General features: G+C 47.1%; 18 protein-coding genes. 15 read left to right on the plus strand and 3 right to left on the minus strand.

Translation table 11 applies throughout. The features are described from left to right. Window positions 1-56: 56 nt before the first annotated feature. Together VTH8203_RS16190 and VTH8203_RS16195 are read left to right on the plus strand one after the other, a co-directional pair. A complete protein-coding gene (locus VTH8203_RS16190) occupies window positions 57-545 on the plus strand; it encodes a hypothetical protein (protein WP_096994600.1) in 489 nt (162 codons plus the stop codon). A 2-nt stretch (window positions 546-547) separates the two neighbouring features. Continuing rightward, a complete protein-coding gene (locus tag VTH8203_RS16195; protein ID WP_096994601.1) occupies window positions 548-1,621 on the plus strand; it encodes a porin family protein in 1,074 nt (357 codons plus the stop codon). A gap of 92 nt (window positions 1,622-1,713) precedes the next feature. Here the strand turns inward: VTH8203_RS16195 and VTH8203_RS16200 are convergent, their stop codons facing one another. Beyond that, window positions 1,714-2,634 carry a polyprenyl-phosphate transporter gene (locus tag VTH8203_RS16200; protein ID WP_096994602.1) on the minus strand — a complete coding sequence of 307 codons (921 nt, stop codon included), beginning with the start codon at window positions 2,632-2,634 and terminating at the stop codon, window positions 1,714-1,716. Window positions 2,635-3,023: 389 nt separating this feature from the next. Here VTH8203_RS16200 and phnF point away from each other — a divergent pair, with 389 nt between their 5' ends. From phnF to VTH8203_RS16265, 13 genes are all read left to right on the plus strand, one after another. Then, window positions 3,024-3,719, plus strand: coding sequence for a phosphonate metabolism transcriptional regulator PhnF (gene phnF, locus VTH8203_RS16205; protein ID WP_096994603.1), 696 nt, complete (start codon window positions 3,024-3,026; stop codon window positions 3,717-3,719). Beyond that, the gene (gene phnG / locus VTH8203_RS16210) at window positions 3,720-4,166 is read left to right on the plus strand and encodes a phosphonate C-P lyase system protein PhnG (RefSeq protein ID WP_096994604.1); all 447 of its coding nucleotides are present in this window, start codon (window positions 3,720-3,722) and stop codon (window positions 4,164-4,166) included. It abuts the gene before it with no gap. Window positions 4,167-4,221: 55 nt separating this feature from the next. After that, on the plus strand, window positions 4,222-4,863 hold the full coding sequence (gene phnH, locus VTH8203_RS16215) for a phosphonate C-P lyase system protein PhnH (RefSeq protein WP_096994605.1): 642 nt from the start codon (window positions 4,222-4,224) through the stop codon (window positions 4,861-4,863). Further along, window positions 4,854-5,960, plus strand: a complete 1,107-nt coding sequence (locus VTH8203_RS16220) for a carbon-phosphorus lyase complex subunit (RefSeq protein WP_096994606.1) — start codon at window positions 4,854-4,856, stop codon at window positions 5,958-5,960. Before phnH ends, VTH8203_RS16220 begins: the two co-directional genes overlap by 10 nt. After that, window positions 5,960-6,859 (plus strand): alpha-D-ribose 1-methylphosphonate 5-phosphate C-P-lyase PhnJ, encoded by a 900-nt coding sequence (locus VTH8203_RS16225; protein ID WP_096994607.1) that lies wholly within the window; start codon window positions 5,960-5,962, stop codon window positions 6,857-6,859. The genes VTH8203_RS16220 and VTH8203_RS16225 overlap by 1 nt, the downstream gene beginning before the upstream one ends. After that, window positions 6,856-7,698 (plus strand): phosphonate C-P lyase system protein PhnK, encoded by an 843-nt coding sequence (gene phnK, locus VTH8203_RS16230; RefSeq protein ID WP_096994608.1) that lies wholly within the window; start codon window positions 6,856-6,858, stop codon window positions 7,696-7,698. Before VTH8203_RS16225 ends, phnK begins: the two co-directional genes overlap by 4 nt. 24 nt (window positions 7,699-7,722) lie before the next feature. Beyond that, window positions 7,723-8,478, plus strand: coding sequence for a phosphonate C-P lyase system protein PhnL (gene phnL / locus VTH8203_RS16235; RefSeq protein ID WP_096994609.1), 756 nt, complete (start codon window positions 7,723-7,725; stop codon window positions 8,476-8,478). 14 nt (window positions 8,479-8,492) lie between these two features. Next, the gene (gene phnM / locus VTH8203_RS16240; RefSeq protein WP_096994610.1) at window positions 8,493-9,626 is read left to right on the plus strand and encodes an alpha-D-ribose 1-methylphosphonate 5-triphosphate diphosphatase; all 1,134 of its coding nucleotides are present in this window, start codon (window positions 8,493-8,495) and stop codon (window positions 9,624-9,626) included. A 3-nt stretch (window positions 9,627-9,629) separates the two neighbouring features. Beyond that, the gene (gene phnN / locus VTH8203_RS16245) at window positions 9,630-10,268 is read left to right on the plus strand and encodes a ribose 1,5-bisphosphokinase (protein WP_096994611.1); all 639 of its coding nucleotides are present in this window, start codon (window positions 9,630-9,632) and stop codon (window positions 10,266-10,268) included. Further along, window positions 10,268-11,035 (plus strand): phosphonate metabolism protein PhnP, encoded by a 768-nt coding sequence (gene phnP, locus VTH8203_RS16250; RefSeq protein WP_096994612.1) that lies wholly within the window; start codon window positions 10,268-10,270, stop codon window positions 11,033-11,035. Before phnN ends, phnP begins: the two co-directional genes overlap by 1 nt. Beyond that, on the plus strand, window positions 11,032-11,676 hold the full coding sequence (locus VTH8203_RS16255) for a DapH/DapD/GlmU-related protein (RefSeq protein ID WP_096994613.1): 645 nt from the start codon (window positions 11,032-11,034) through the stop codon (window positions 11,674-11,676). Before phnP ends, VTH8203_RS16255 begins: the two co-directional genes overlap by 4 nt. Window positions 11,677-11,983: 307 nt before the next feature. Further along, on the plus strand, window positions 11,984-12,751 hold the full coding sequence (locus tag VTH8203_RS16260) for a hypothetical protein (RefSeq protein ID WP_096994614.1): 768 nt from the start codon (window positions 11,984-11,986) through the stop codon (window positions 12,749-12,751). A gap of 271 nt (window positions 12,752-13,022) precedes the next feature. Continuing rightward, window positions 13,023-13,724: a DUF1214 domain-containing protein gene (locus VTH8203_RS16265; protein ID WP_096994615.1), complete on the plus strand. Its 702-nt coding sequence runs from the start codon at window positions 13,023-13,025 to the stop codon at window positions 13,722-13,724. A gap of 84 nt (window positions 13,725-13,808) precedes the next feature. Here VTH8203_RS16265 and VTH8203_RS16270 read toward each other — a convergent pair whose 3' ends face one another. Both VTH8203_RS16270 and VTH8203_RS16275 read right to left on the minus strand, forming a co-directional pair. After that, window positions 13,809-14,396, minus strand: coding sequence for a LysR substrate-binding domain-containing protein (locus VTH8203_RS16270; RefSeq protein WP_158296165.1), 588 nt, complete (start codon window positions 14,394-14,396; stop codon window positions 13,809-13,811). A gap of 171 nt (window positions 14,397-14,567) precedes the next feature. Next, entirely contained in the window at window positions 14,568-15,137 is a 570-nt protein-coding gene (locus tag VTH8203_RS16275) for an HdeD family acid-resistance protein (RefSeq protein ID WP_096994617.1), read from the minus strand. Between the last annotated feature and the right edge of the window lie 18 nt (window positions 15,138-15,155).

The following is a 15,155-nucleotide window of genomic DNA, read 5'->3' on the forward strand; positions in this document are numbered from 1 at the left end:
TTTGTTGAACTAATCTATTGATAGTTTAGGAAAGGATTTCGCCTGAGTGTAATAAAATGAGTCAAAATTTGCTGAACAATATAGGCATACGAATAGGGGTCTTTCGTGGCAGTGCCGTAATAGCCTTAGGTTTGGTGTTAACCTTTTCATTCGAAAGTAGAGCATTTGCTGCTAATGAATACGCCATATTTACCTTAGATGGTAATTTTGATGAGTTGAGTCGGAGTAAAGCTCGAATGCTTTATCGAGGTAAAACCAAATCGTTGCAAGGTAAGCGGATAGAATTGTCAGACTGGCCTGAAAGCTCCTCAGAGCGCTCTGAATTTTACCAATCATTATTAGGAAAAGATGTCGCACAAATGAATGCCTACTGGGCCAGTTTGTCTTTTTCTGGTAAGGCCCGTCCCCCTAAAGAAATGGACAGCGCCAGTGTCAGCAGTCTGGTGATCTGGCTTGCAGAAAAGTCTAACCGTATTGGCTATGCCCCTCTCTCCGAGATCCCGGCTGAGGCTAACGTCCTTTATGTTGTTGGTAAGGAGCAATAATAATGAGAAAACAACTTGTTGTGTTATGTGCTGCCTTCATGACGTTACCTGCTTTGGCTGCGATTGATATTACCGACAACTTTTCTGTGAGCGGTTTTGGCTCAACATCATGGGCGCGCTCGGATAACAGTACCCCTCTATTGGTGAATCGAGAAATTGCCAATGAAAACTGTTGGGATTGCGATACGGTGTTTGGGATCCAGGCAGATTACTATCAGGGTGGATTACATGCTTCTGCTCAGGTAGTGAAACGACCTCAAAAGCATTGGAGTGAGCCCCATCTTGAGTGGGCGTATTTAGGGTATTCTTTTTCGGACTGGCAGGCTACCGTTGGGCGTCAACGCCTTCCTTATGGTCTTGCCTCTGAATATTTCTATGTGGGCCATGCCTATACCACTGCCAGATTGCAACAAGACTATTATAACTCGCTGTTAGGCATTACTTCATATGATGGTGTGAGTCTGAAATGGAATTCGTCATTAAATGACTCAACGCTAATTTCACTGGTGCCATTCTATGGGATGGGGACCGACGGAGAGTTTATTCGTTACACTTCTCAACTATCACTCAAGTTCAAATCTGATTATACCTATGGGGTCAATGGAACACTTGAAGGCGATCAGTACAAACTGAATCTGGTTTACTTCCGCTCAAAATATCAGGAAATTGCTCGATTTGATCAACTTGGTTTAGTTATTGATGACACGCCGAAAGTGCATTTTGAACTCTATTCTCTTGGGTTTGAGTATGATTTCCAGCCGGTCAAAGTGACCATAGAGGGGCAGAAAAACGACGAGAACGCGGCGTGGTATCTGCAAGCCGATTATCGACTTCAGTCATTCGTGCCTTATGTGAGTTACGGGCAATCATTTAACGGCGACTATGACATGACCAATGATACTTATACGGTAGGACTTCGCTATGATCTGATCTACAACGTGTCACTGAACGCCGAGTGGAACAGGCTGCAGTCTCAGCAGAATGAAAATGGCACTTATTATCGCGGGGCTTTTCTTGATGCTCCAAGCGAACCTTCAGCCAACTTATATACCGTGATGGTGAACTTTGTGTTCTAACACCAGTTATTGTTGGAGTGGTCTGCGTTTAGAACCAAAAAAGAGGGCGACTGATATCAGTCGCCCTCTTTTCAGACTAGCGGGTGATGCAGTTATTCACCATTTTTCGCCACCTTTTCAAGTGCCAGAACCAGGCCAATTGCTGCCAGCATCAATACGACTGCAATCGCCAGTTGTGATGGTTGACCCGTTACTGACTCAAAGTTGAACGGCGACAGGTTCTCCTGAATTAGCGGTACTTGCTCACCTTTAGAGTTAATGCGCCAAGAGATGGTCTCTTTCCATGGCCAAAGCTTAGGTAGCGTACCTAGCATCAGGCCTGTCAGGAACACCAGAGCAAAATCGCGGTAACGCTTAAGCAGCCACGATAATACATGCGAGAACGACAGCAGACCAATCAGACAGCCTGTAGCAAATAGGGCCATAACATCGAGTTGTAGGCCCTTTACCGCTCCCAGAACTGGTGTGTACATACCAAGAAGCAGCAGGATAAAGCTACCCGAAATACCCGGAAGAATCATTGCACAAATGGCGATACAACCGGCAAAAAAGATATTGATAGAGGTTGGATCCATTTGTAGCGGTTTTAGCACTGTGATGCTGTAAGCAAACACCGCTCCGAGGAGAAGAAAGACAAAACGAGACAGTGTTTTGTGTTCCACTTGTCTCATCATGTGATAAACAGACACCATGATCAGGCCGAAGAAGAAAGACCACACAGGAACTGGATGGGTTTCTAATGCCCACGAGATGAATTTTGCCAGTGACAGAATGGAGGTCAGAATGCCACCAAACAAAGCAATCAAGAAAAAGCCGTTAATATAGTTGAATGCCGCTTTGAAGCCTTTACGTTTCCATATACCAAGCAGACTTGGGTTAACACGGCGAATGCTCTCCAACAGTGTGTCGTAAATACCAGTGATAAAGGCGATAGTTCCGCCTGAAACGCCAGGCACGACGTCTGCCGCACCCATCGCCATTCCTTTTAAGAATGTAGTCAGATAGTTCTTCATGATTTCTTCTTGGTTTAAAAAGTTGATGCAGAGTATACCCAAGTTGTTTCAAGATGCACTAATCAATTCGCGCAACAATGAACCAACCTATCAGGTCAAATTAATATGAATTTGGGGTTTATATATGTCAGCGGAACATAGGCAAAAGTTCCGCTGGAAATTAAATAAAATCAACGCTTCAAGCTTGTCTAGACAACTCTTCCATACCGTAAATCTGTTGCGATTTTGCAACCAAACCGACACGTAAGCGTCATATTCCACCCGCAAAGTACTTCTACCGACTGGATGTTCTCAGAAAAGCTAGACAGGGAAAGTGAGCCCAATACCTACATTTCCCTTTGCTGCAACTGAGAACTTATCTAGACAAATCATCAGGTACAGGAGCCACCATGCCCGTTTACTTAGACATTGCCATCGAACTGGAGCAGGAAGTTCGCGAGCGATATGCGCCGGGGGACTATCTGCCTTCAGAAGGGCAACTTGCTCAGCGCTTTGATGTCAACCGACATACCTTGCGTCGTGCGATCGATGAATTGGTGAGTACTGGCATGGTTCAACGCCATCAAGGTAAAGGCAATATGGTGATAAGGCAGCCCAGTGAGTATCACGTGCATTCGGGCGCGCACTTTACTAAGAATCTGATTGAACAAGGGGCAAGGCCACGCTGCGAAGTGATTCAACATCGAGTGTTTGTCGCTCCTATGGACATAGCCGCAAATCTTGGCGTCTCAGAAGGCAGCAAGATTATCCATATCCGCACACTGCGAAAAACCGAGGAGTGTCCTCGCACCATCATTGATCACTACCTAGCCAATATAGAGTGGTGGAGCATTTTGAAGAATTACCAAAGTGGTTCATTACACGAATTCATTAAACGTGGGCTTGATATAGAGCTTGAGCGCAAAGAAACCCGTGTAGGCGCAAAAACACCAACGGGTGAAGAATGCCGACTGCTGCAAATTACACCAAGCACACCAATTCTAAGAGTCAAAACCAAAAACGTTATCAAGGGGACCGACGTGGTGGCCGAGTTTTCGACCTCCAATAGCCGTTCCGACGCAACTGAAATAGTAATGGAGCATTAAATGATTGCTGTGAGCGAAAGAGCAAGCTGGATGTCAACATTGGCGCAAAGTCAGCAGAGCGAGTTAGAGCAACTGTGGCACTCAACCAAGATTGAAGCGAGTTATCAGATGGTACGTCAAACAGAGATCGGGTTGGCACAGGTTCGCGCTCGAATGGGGGGGAGCGGTCGTGAGTTCAATATGGGCGATGCCACGATCACTCGAGCTGTCGTCAAATTGGACAGTGGGGAGATGGGGTATAGCTACTTGCGCGGTCGCAATAAAGCGCAAGCAGAGCTGGCTGCCGTCATTGATGGCCTGCTACAGACCCAATCACACCATGAACAGTTGATGCGCATGGTCATTGAACCCTTAGCGGCGATGAAAAAAGAGCAGCAGCAACTCAGAGCAAAAGAAGTGGCGACCAGTAAGGTGGACTTTTTCACCATGGTACGCGGTGAAGATTGATTCAAGGAACATGAACAAAGTTGGTTTAACGAATTAACCAAGTAAGGCAGAGATAATGACCACAATTACTACTGCATTTGAAGATGCAGTCCATGACAGCCAGCAGTGCTTTAGATTACTGCTTAAGGCGATGTCTGAACCAGGTGAGGCCGTCACTCTAGATTTGAGCAAAGGCTTTGGCTCGATGCATAAAGCAGCAACACAAACCTTGTTGAGCCTAAGCGACAATGCCACGCCGATATGGCTGTCAGAGTCTCACCTAAAAGACGCCGCCATTCGTGAAAATATCCGCTTTCACTGTGGCAGCCCCGTCACCGAGCAACAAAACAGTGCCAGCTTTGCTGTGATTGCTGAGCAAGATTTGGCTGATTTTGATTGGAATAACGCAACATTTAGCCTTGGCTGTGAAGAGTACCCAGATCAGTCTACGACGGTCATTGTTGAGCTAGGCAGCTTAGCCAATGGCTCTGTGGCGAATCTATCTAAAGGTGGCATCACGCTAACGCTAACTGGACCGGGAATCGAATCACAATCGGTGTTGAATATTGGTGTGGCCTCTAAGGCATTTCAGCACTTCTTACAAGGACGCCAAGAGCATTTCGCTTTTCCGCTTGGTATTGATTTGATCTTGGTAAACGATGAGAGCATTGCCTGCTTACCACGTACCACACTTGTTGAGGTGAACTCATGTATGTAGCAGTAAAAGGTGGCGAAAAAGCCATTAACAATGCGCATCAGCTACAGGCTAAAAAGCGTCGCGGTAATCCTGAATTGGCTGAATTGACGGTGGCTCAAATCAGCGAGCAGCTCTCTGGTAGCGTTGATCGCGTGATGACGGAAGGTGGCATTTATGACCGTGAATTAGCAGCACTGGCTGTAAAGCAAGCGAACGGCGATTTAGTCGAAGCGATCTTCTTACTGCGTGCTTATCGCACCACGTTGCCGCGCCTTTCGGTTTCACAGGCTGTAAACACCAGTGACATGCGTATTGAGCGCCGCATCTCCGCCACCTATAAAGATCTGCCTGGTGGACAAGTATTGGGGCCGACATATGACTATACCCATCGTCTACTGGACTTTAGTTTGATTGCTGAAGGTGAAGCACCGCGAGTCGACACCTCAGATGTTCAAGCGATGGAAGTGTGCCCTCAAGTGATGAGCATTCTTGAAAATCTCGACTTGATGACGACCGAAGAAGATAACCAACAAACCCCAGAAGATATCACTATGCATCCGGTGAACTATCCGTGTGATCGCAGTGCGCGATTACAGAACTTGGTTCGTGGCGATGAAGGATTCTTGCTGGCACTCGGCTATTCGACGCAACGCGGCTATGGACGAAATCACCCATTTGCAGGCGAAATTCGTATCGGTTTCTGCGATTTAAGTTTGGTGCCAGAGGAGCTGGGCTTTGCTATTGATATCGGTGAAGTTGAGTTAACCGAGTGCCAAATGGTGAATGGTTTTGTTGGTAGCAAAACAGAAAAAGCCAAACTGACTCGCGGTTATGGTTTGACGTTTGGCTCCACCGAGCGCAAAGCGATGTCAATGGCGCTGGTGGATCGCTCACTGCAAGCGGCAGATTACGATGAAGCCATTGATGGGCCCGCTCAAGACGAAGAATTCGTGTTATCGCATTCAGATAATGTGGAAGCGGCAGGCTTCGTTTCTCACCTGAAACTGCCTCACTACGTGGATTTCCAAGCAGAGTTAGAACTGCTTCGTAAGATGCACAAAGAGCATGATGAATTCATTCAGTCTCAGGGTGAACAGAACCAACAGGAGAGCCAGTAATGAGCCAAGTACAAACTAACACTCATGGGCAAGGTGTGACCGGCTACAACTACGGTTACCTTGATGAACAAACCAAACGTATGATTCGTCGCGCTCTGCTCAAAGCGGTGGCGATTCCGGGTTATCAAGTGCCATTTGGTGGTCGTGAAATGCCGATGCCGTACGGTTGGGGAACCGGCGGTGTTCAGATTACCGCAGCGATCATTGGCCAAGCCGACACGCTGAAAGTGATTGACCAAGGTGCCGACGATACGACGAATGCGGTTTCCATTCGAGAGTTTTTCAAGTCAGTAGTAAGCGCAAAAACCACCGAGAAAACGGTAGACGCTTCAATCATTCAAACGCGTCACCGCATTCCGGAAATCACTCTCGATAAAGACCAGATCTTGGTGTACCAAGTTCCGATTCCAGAGCCGTTGCGCTTTATTGAACCGCGAGAGACGGAAACGCGAAAAATGCACGCGCTGGAAGAGTACGGAATCATGCACGTCAAACTGTACGAAGACATCGCACGATTTGGTCATATTGCTACCTCTTACGCGTATCCGGTTTGCGTCAACGATCGCTATATCATGGACCCTTCTCCGATCCCTAAGTTTGACAACCCGAAAATGGACAAAATGGCGGCGCTTCAGCTGTTTGGTGCAGGACGTGAAAAACGAATCTATGCCATTCCACCATTCACAAAAGTGAAGAGTTTAGATTTTGAAGATCATCCGTTTGAAATCCAACAATGGGATGAGCCGTGTGCCATTTGTGGTGCAACAGACACCTTCCTAGATGAAGTGGTGATGGATGACAAAGGCAATCATATGTTCGTTTGTTCGGACACTGATTACTGCTCTCAGCAAGTAGAAAAACACACCCTCCATGCAAAGGAAACGGAGAGTCACGTATGAGCACGTTAGCGGTGAAACAGCCAACATTTGACACTAATACCTCTGATGTAAGTGAGCAGCCACTATTGTCGGTTCGTAACCTCACCAAGCTTTACGCACCAGGAAAAGGCTTTACCAATGTCTCGTTTGATTTATACCCCGGCGAAGTGCTAGGCATCGTTGGCGAGTCGGGTTCAGGTAAAAGTACCTTACTAAAATCACTGTCGGGTCGCCAAACGCCAGACAGCGGTGAGGTGCTTTACATCCGAGGTCGCGGGGAAGATCAGGTAACTCAACTCGAAAACCTCTATTTGATGGCAGAAAGTCAACGTCGTCAATTACTGCGCACTGAGTGGGGCGTTGTGCATCAGCATCCGATGGATGGATTGCGCGGCCGTGTTTCTGCGGGCGGTAATATTGGTGAGCGTTTAATGGCCGTAGGCGAGCGTCATTATGGTGATATTCGAACGGCATCAACCAAGTGGCTCACTGATGTAGAAATTCCTCAAGACCGAATTGATGACATGCCAACCACGTTCTCTGGTGGTATGCAGCAGCGCTTGCAGATTGCTCGCAACCTAGTGACTCACCCGAAACTGATTTTTATGGATGAGCCGACAGGCGGATTGGATGTCTCGGTGCAAGCAAAACTCCTCGACCTATTGCGCCGCCTTGTCACAGAACTGGAACTGGCTGTGGTTATTGTCACTCATGATCTAGCGGTGGCGCGTTTACTGGCTCATCGACTGATGGTGATGCGTCGCAGTGAAGTGGTAGAAACTGGGCTGACGGACCAAGTACTTGATGATCCGCAGCACCCTTACACCCAATTACTGGTTTCGTCCGTGTTGCAGAACTGATGGCTGAATAAAGGAATTACTATCATGACAACTGAAACAAAAATCATCGTTTCCGATGTAAGCAAAACCTTTGTTCTGCATAACCAAAATGGCATTACTTTGGATGTGCTGAGCAACGCTAATTTTAGCGTCTCAAGCGGCGAGTGTGTGGTGCTTAATGGCCGCTCCGGTTCAGGGAAATCCACTTTGCTACGGGCACTTTACGCCAATTACCTTGTGGATACAGGCAACATCGAAGTCGAGCATCAAGGGCGCTGGGTCAATATTGCTAAGGCGCAGCCGCGCGAAATCATCAATGTTCGCAAGCATACCATCGGTTGGGTCAGCCAATTTTTGCGTGTCATTCCTCGTATTAGCGCTTTGGAAGTGGTGATGCAACCGATGTTAGAAATGGGTGGCTGTCGTCATCAAGCCGAGCAAAAAGCGAAAACACTGCTGACTCGTCTTAATGTACCAGAGCATCTTTGGAATCTAGCGCCTGCCACGTTTTCTGGTGGTGAGCAGCAACGGGTGAATATCGCCCGAGGCTTTATCGTCGACTATCCCATTTTGCTGTTGGATGAGCCTACGGCGTCGTTAGATGCCACCAACAGTGCAGTGGTGGTGAATCTGATTCAAGAAGCGAAAGATCGCGGCGCCGCCATTGTGGGAATTTTCCACGATGAAGCGACTCGAGATCAGGTGGCTGACCGTTTGTATGACGTGAAGAAACAAAACGAAGCCACTCGACAGGCCGAGCAGGGCAGTGCTCAGGCAACCTCCATCTCAGCATGCGCATAACGGGAGAAAGCAGCATGATTATCACCAATGTAAATTTGGTTCTTGAGAACGAAGTAGTAAAAGGCTCATTAGAGCTCCGTGACGGCAAAATCGTTAGTATGTCAGATTCACAAAGTCAGGTGGCAGGTGCCTATGACGGAGAAGGTGACTTTCTCATGCCTGGCTTTATTGAACTGCATACCGACAACCTAGAGCAGTACTTTACTCCGAGACCAAAAGTGGATTGGCCGCCTTTCTCTGCGATGAGTGCGCATGATACTCAATTGATTGGCTCAGGCATTACCACGGTACTAGATGCCGTGGCGCTGGGTGATTTTCGAGATGAGAAACGTCAAACTAACTTGGATCTGTTCATCAATACGGTCGTGGATAGCCAAAAACGTAACTTGACTCGTGCTGAGCACCTACTGCACCTTCGCTGCGAAGTACCACATGAAAGCACAGTCGGAATGTTTGAGAAATATGTCGATTTACCGGAAGTCCAGTTGGTGTCGTTGATGGACCATGCACCGGGTCAGCGCCAGTTTGTGGATGTAGAAAAGTATCGAACTTACTATCAAGGCAAGCACAACTTAACGGACAGTGAGATGGCGGCGTTTGAGAACAAGCAAGTAGAGCTCTCTGAGCGCTGGTCGACACGAAACCGCAATGAAATTTGTCGTCAGTGCCGAGAACATAACATCCCAATGGCGAGCCACGATGATGCGACAAAGGCGCACGTTCAAGAGTCAAAAGACTTAGGAATGGTCATTGCAGAGTTCCCTACGACAGTGGAAGCGGCGAAACGCTCTCATGAGCTTGGACTGAAAGTGTTGATGGGCGCACCCAATGTGGTTCGCGGAGGGTCTCATTCAGGCAATGTCGCTGCGCACGAACTGGCCTCTCACGGTGTATTAGACATTTTATCGTCAGACTATTACCCAATGAGCCTCCTAGAAGGTATCTACAAGTTATCGTGGGATGAGCGCAACACGTTAACGCTGCCGCAAGCTGTTCAACTGGTTACCAAGAACCCAGCACAAGCACTGAGCCTAGATGATCGCGGTGTTATTGCAGAAGGGAAGCGTGCCGACCTTGTATTAGCAAAACAAGTGGATGGGCATCCTTTGGTCGCTCGCGTTTGGCGACAAGGTAAAAAGGTGTTTTAGCCGATGACGAATAACACACTATTAGAAGCATCTTCGGATGCTTCTTTTTCATCTATGGTGGGCTACGCCGACGCCTCAACCAAGCGCAAAGGCAAGCTTTACTACGTGATAGGCCCTTCAGGTGCGGGCAAAGATACCCTAATTGATGCCATTCGCGCCGATCATCCTGAAGATATTATTGTTGCTCATCGCTATATCACGCGTCCTTTTGGTGCTGGTGGTGAAAACCATGTTGCCGTTAGTGAGCAAGAGTATTTATCAAGACAGCAAAAAGGGCTATTTGCCATGAGCTGGCAGGCCCATGGGCTGTGCTACGGTGTGGGGTTAGAGGTGAAAGCGTGGCTAGATAAAGGCTTTTCGGTTTTGCTGAATGGCTCGCGTGCGGAATTGGCTCAAGCGCAACAGTGCTTTGGGTCAGATCTGGTTCCTGTTGTGGTCAATGTAGAGTTGGACGTATTGCGGGCTCGATTGCAAAACCGAGGACGCGAATCTCGCGAAGAGATTGAACTAAGGTTACAACGCGCCACCGAATTCACCTTATCGAAACAAGAGGGTTTTTACCCAATTGATAATAGCGGTGACGTGCAATCGAGCGCAAAGCAGTTCCGCCACATTCGTTTTCAACTTGAAGGGAAATCGTGATGAAGCTTGTCATGTTGGGCACGGGGAACAGTGCTATGGTGCCTGTTTGGGGCTGTGACTGCGAAATATGTGCTGAAGCAAGGCTGGATAGAACTCTGCGACGTGAGAAAAGCTCAGCTTATGTTGAACACAATGGTCGTAAGCTGCTGTTAGATGCCAATGCTCCCGATCTTCTGGATCGTTTCCCACCTGGTTCGATCGATAAGATTCTGTTAACACATTTTCATATGGACCATGTGCACAGCTTGTTTGATCTTCGCTGGGGGAAGGGGACGCTCATTCCAGTACATGCACCTGAGGACGAGCAAGGGTGTGATGATTTGTACAAATACCCCGGCGTGTTGGATTTTTCGCAGCGTTCACTGCCGTTTCAATCCTTTATATGGCAAGACATCACAGTAACGCCACTCCCCCTCAACCACTCTAGACCTTGTGTGGGCTATGCCTTTGAGCTGAATGGCCATTGCATTGCTTACTTGACCGATACCAATGGGCTGCCAGAAGCGACGACGCAGTGGCTTAAACAGCGCACAGTGGACTGGATTGTCACTGATTGCAGCTTTCCCCCTATCGAGTGCGAACACACAAAAGTTAGCAATAACCATAACGATATCTCCCAAGTGCAGAACATCGCTGAGCAATGTCAACCTGAGCGTATTGGCCTGATTCATTTAGGTCACAACGTTTTGCTTTGGGCCAAACGACATCCACAGTGTTTTTCTGACAGCTTTCAGCTTCTTCATGACGGACAGGAGATCCCACTATGAACCAGCCGCTGTCACCAACTCTCTCTGCTGAGCCGAGCGTATCGCCGTGCAGCCAATTACATCGCACCGAATTAGGTCGTTGGACTGAGATTGCGCAGCGATGCGTGTTAAATAACGTCACCGTTGGTGATTACAGCTATATCCAAAATGATTGCAATTTGATGTTTACCGAGGAGGGAAAGTTCACGTCTATCGCCGCCGCCGTTCGCATCAATCCAAGCAATCATCCATGGTGGAGGCCAACTCTGCACCACTTCACTTATCGCCCTGGTAAATACGGCTTGGGAGATAACCCATCGGTATTGGATGACGAAGTGTTCAGTTGGCGTGAAGAAGACAAGGTAGTGATAGGTCATGATGTTTGGATTGGCCATGGCGCGATCATTTTGCCCGGAGTGATCGTAGGCAACGGCTCGATTATTGGAGCGGGGAGCGTAGTGACAAAAGATGTCCCAGCTTACTCAATTGTGGTCGGTAATCCGGCGCGAGTCCTTCGTCCCCGTTTTGATGATGACAGCTTCGGGCCCCGCCTAGAGGCTCTGGCATGGTGGAACTGGAGTGACGAGCAAATCGCGATGGCGCTGCCGCTGTTTCAAAAGGATACTCGAGAATTTTTAGCTTACTTTGAAAATATGCAGTAACCCACTTTCTTCCTACCTGATTATCTGTAGATGCTCGAATAGGCGCGACATCATTGGTGTCGCTGCACATTATTCGCCGCATCTACCTATCCATTCTACGGTTAAACCCGAGATATTACTTTAGGTAATATTTTAAGTTTAATGGGGCATTTCAGACGCCAGTTAATTCTGTTTTATTATTCATTCTGTCAGGTGAAGCTATGGTTTTCCTGAGTTTGCTTGGAATTAATTGCCTGAATTTAATAAGTAATTAAGTCCAATAATTTGTTTTTGCTAAGGAGGGCTTTTGAAATAAATCAGAGTAATTATGAATTTACAAACAGCAAAAAGTCCGCTGAGTTGGACGATCTTAACAGCATTGGTTTCTTTAACGTCAGTTTCAGTAACGGCAGACGAATATCAGGATATGTCTGACCCACTAGCCGTGTATTCGCAAGCGGGTATGGGCGTGACCAATAAAGGTATCAACTTTAAGTTTGGTCAGGCTTACGATACCAATAATGACTCAACCATGGCGATGCATGTACTAGAAGCCAAAGGGTTTGCTGCAGACAGCTTGGGGTTAAAGGGGGATGATAGGTTCGACTCTCTACGATATCGACATTTTAACGTCGACATCAATAGTGGACTGGGCTCTCAAGTTGATCTTAGCTGGGACTTTGATAACAAAGTAGGCTCAGCTTCCTATTCCTTGATTCAAGCGTTACCAAAAATGGGCGCCGTACAGTTTTATCCACTAGCGGGAATTGGCATTAATATGGCGGATGTTCATTCGTCTTTGATTCAACCGAGCCCGGATTATGACGGTTCCATCGGTTACACCATCCCCTCGAGTTTTGCTCTAGTGGGTTTCTACTCAAAAATCGAAATTACCGATGATATCTGGCTGAACTACAACCCGATGTACACCACTCAACTTGGTGGAGTGGAGTCTTTCAGCAACTTTTATGGCTGGCAGCATGAAATTGCGGCGAGCTATCAGTTGAACAACCGAAGTAACCTGCGAGCATTCTGGAACTTTGGCGAAGTGCTACAAGGCACGGACTTTAGAGTGGAATACAACAACCAATTCTAACTCTGGCTTTGTTACCACCCATCAAGACGACAATCCAATGAATTGCTAAGGCAATCACAAACGGTTTTATAGGTACGACGATGAAAAAAACAACACTCTCTTTATTAGTGGCATCTTTGTCTTTCGGCTCTCTGGTCAGCGCCGCAGATAGCACTCCTACGGATGCAGAACTTACGGGTCAACGTGTCTACCATCATATGGAAAATATGGTCGCGTTTATGGAGCAAAATGGAGTGAATACTTTTGAGTTCCCAGGGTGGGCAGACCACACATGGGATGTCATATTCATGCTGTCATTAAGTTTGCCGATGAGATTTCAGATAGTTGGGCACAAACGCACACTCATATGCAAACCATTATTTCCGATGACAGCTTTGATAAACAAAGACTTAATGAGGTTCGCAATTATGTCCACGAGTTAGGGACATCTGGCTTGGTGGTGAATAATTTATCCGGTTTTGAGCACCCAGGACATGCAGATGACCTTGCTGATGAGCGACGTCGTTCGCTGTTGACTCATTTAGGTCACTTAGGCTTCCCGGCTGAGCACGCTTATTATGAGCTAATTCCAATGACGCCTGAAGGTAAGCAGTTGAATGGTTCAGAAGATTTTGTGTTGACTATGCCTCATGACCAAGCGGTGGGTAAGTTTTGGTCGGTGACGCGTTATTCTGATGAGACGCGCTTACCGCTGGACCCTGCGACGATAGGTGGGTCAGATCGTCAAGTATGGGCTGGTGGCAATACTACGCCAGACGGTGAAGGGAATGTCACTATTACTTTCTCAAGCGACAACCCAGAAAATGGGACTTATTGGATGCCAGTAGTTGATGGGGAAGACTATTACTTTGTGGTCCGCTATTACCTGCCTCAAGCGGGTCTAGCAGGGAATACTGCGCAAAGTATTATCTACAAGGGAACCGAGCTGGAAAGTTTGATGGTTCCTAAAGCGACGTTTAACTATGGTAATTAACTAAGCGTACAGCCACGTTGATACTTTTTTCCCCACTGTCAATGAGCTAGTTACGGAAACTAGTTCGCAGTGGGGTTTGTGGTATTAAGGCTCTTGCTCAGTCTTTTCCTGCTGTTCAAATACGGTGCGAACTTCGCGATATAACCATTTCACCAATGGCGCATTGGAGAGTTTGCTTGGAATTAAGGCACCAATATCACTACCTAATTGGTGTTCTTTATGAGCTGAGAAGAACTGAGTCCCTTGCGGTAAATCAGCATCAAAAATATCGACACAAGGCAATATCGAGTCGGTTTGAGCAACGACATGTAGGCAGATACTGAGTTGGTCGGCTCTAAGCCCGACTTTCGGCGTAATTCCGACTTCTCGCAGTTTGGTTTCGATTAAGTTTTCTTTCTTATTGAAGTCAGGAAGCTGAAGCAATGCGAGAGGGTATTGTCCAATATCTTGTGTGGTTCTTTGTGTTTCAAGGACTGGATGGCCGTTTCGACAAATTAGTTTGAAATAGCAATAAGTCAGTTTTTTCTGTATCACCTGTTTGGATATATCCATAGGTAAGTAATTGATGCCAATATGAAGGCGTGCAAGCTTAAGATCGTGCTCAGTATCTTGCCCCCAATTGATGATTTTGAGCGTAGCGTTAGGCAGCGCGTTTGGTGTTGCGTTCTTCACCAAGGACTTTCAGCAGCTTCAGTGTGTTAAAGTCTAGCCTTCTTAATAGGTTATCATCCATCTGAGCTGGTATCCCGTGTCATGTGTATTCACTCAATACTACAATGTCATAAGTAACTCCACCAGCTTAACCTAGATGGTGTAAAAGCGATTCAACTCGCTATCGCTTTTTCAGTTTTCGTTGCTTAGCTGTTTTAACTTCATACCCAAAAACACGAAACTGATCCCTTCAATTAGCAGAGAAATGCCAATGAAAGTACCTAGTAATGAAGTGGAGAACGCGGGGTCTTCAAGTAAGGTAAAGAAATAGCCACCGATGATGACGGACAGAAGTCCGCTGAAAATGATGAGACCGCTACTTGGAAGGCTGCGATTGGCAAGTCCAAAGAAGATTCGTGTCAGTCCGTTTAATATCATCACCAACACCATCAGCATGGTGATGGTGACCAGCCCAGCAAGTGGTTTAAACAGGATGAATAAACCACCGATAATGTAGAGCACTGCACTTAGGACATACCACAGTTTTTGTCCCCATGCGCTCATAGAAAAGGTGTGATACGCCTGTACAAGACCACTAAATAACAGTACAGCACCGATGATGGTTGAGATGGTAACACCTGCAAAGACCGGTAACGCCATCGCACCGATACCTGCTAGGGAGACAACGATGCCGACGGTGACGAAATACTTCCATCCTTTTGAAAGGAAACTAGCTTGTGGGGATTGGTTTGAATCTACCATTGCGTGCCTCTTAGATTA

Origin of the sequence: Vibrio thalassae (assembly GCF_900089835.1) — a bacterium.
Classification (GTDB): Bacteria; Pseudomonadota; Gammaproteobacteria; order Enterobacterales; family Vibrionaceae; genus Vibrio; species Vibrio thalassae.

Coding starts and splice junctions, on each gene's coding strand:
- VTH8203_RS16190 (WP_096994600.1), top strand. CDS start 57: ATGAGTCAAAATTTGCTGAACAATATAGGCATACGAATAGGGGTCTTT.
- VTH8203_RS16195 (WP_096994601.1), top strand. CDS start 548: ATGAGAAAACAACTTGTTGTGTTATGTGCTGCCTTCATGACGTTACCT.
- VTH8203_RS16200 (WP_096994602.1), bottom strand. CDS start 2,634: ATGAAGAACTATCTGACTACATTCTTAAAAGGAATGGCGATGGGTGCG.
- phnF (WP_096994603.1), top strand. CDS start 3,024: ATGCCCGTTTACTTAGACATTGCCATCGAACTGGAGCAGGAAGTTCGC.
- phnG (WP_096994604.1), top strand. CDS start 3,720: ATGATTGCTGTGAGCGAAAGAGCAAGCTGGATGTCAACATTGGCGCAA.
- phnH (WP_096994605.1), top strand. CDS start 4,222: ATGACCACAATTACTACTGCATTTGAAGATGCAGTCCATGACAGCCAG.
- VTH8203_RS16220 (WP_096994606.1), top strand. CDS start 4,854: ATGTATGTAGCAGTAAAAGGTGGCGAAAAAGCCATTAACAATGCGCAT.
- VTH8203_RS16225 (WP_096994607.1), top strand. CDS start 5,960: ATGAGCCAAGTACAAACTAACACTCATGGGCAAGGTGTGACCGGCTAC.
- phnK (WP_096994608.1), top strand. CDS start 6,856: ATGAGCACGTTAGCGGTGAAACAGCCAACATTTGACACTAATACCTCT.
- phnL (WP_096994609.1), top strand. CDS start 7,723: ATGACAACTGAAACAAAAATCATCGTTTCCGATGTAAGCAAAACCTTT.
- phnM (WP_096994610.1), top strand. CDS start 8,493: ATGATTATCACCAATGTAAATTTGGTTCTTGAGAACGAAGTAGTAAAA.
- phnN (WP_096994611.1), top strand. CDS start 9,630: ATGACGAATAACACACTATTAGAAGCATCTTCGGATGCTTCTTTTTCA.
- phnP (WP_096994612.1), top strand. CDS start 10,268: ATGAAGCTTGTCATGTTGGGCACGGGGAACAGTGCTATGGTGCCTGTT.
- VTH8203_RS16255 (WP_096994613.1), top strand. CDS start 11,032: ATGAACCAGCCGCTGTCACCAACTCTCTCTGCTGAGCCGAGCGTATCG.
- VTH8203_RS16260 (WP_096994614.1), top strand. CDS start 11,984: ATGAATTTACAAACAGCAAAAAGTCCGCTGAGTTGGACGATCTTAACA.
- VTH8203_RS16265 (WP_096994615.1), top strand. CDS start 13,023: ATGGGATGTCATATTCATGCTGTCATTAAGTTTGCCGATGAGATTTCA.
- VTH8203_RS16275 (WP_096994617.1), bottom strand. CDS start 15,137: ATGGTAGATTCAAACCAATCCCCACAAGCTAGTTTCCTTTCAAAAGGA.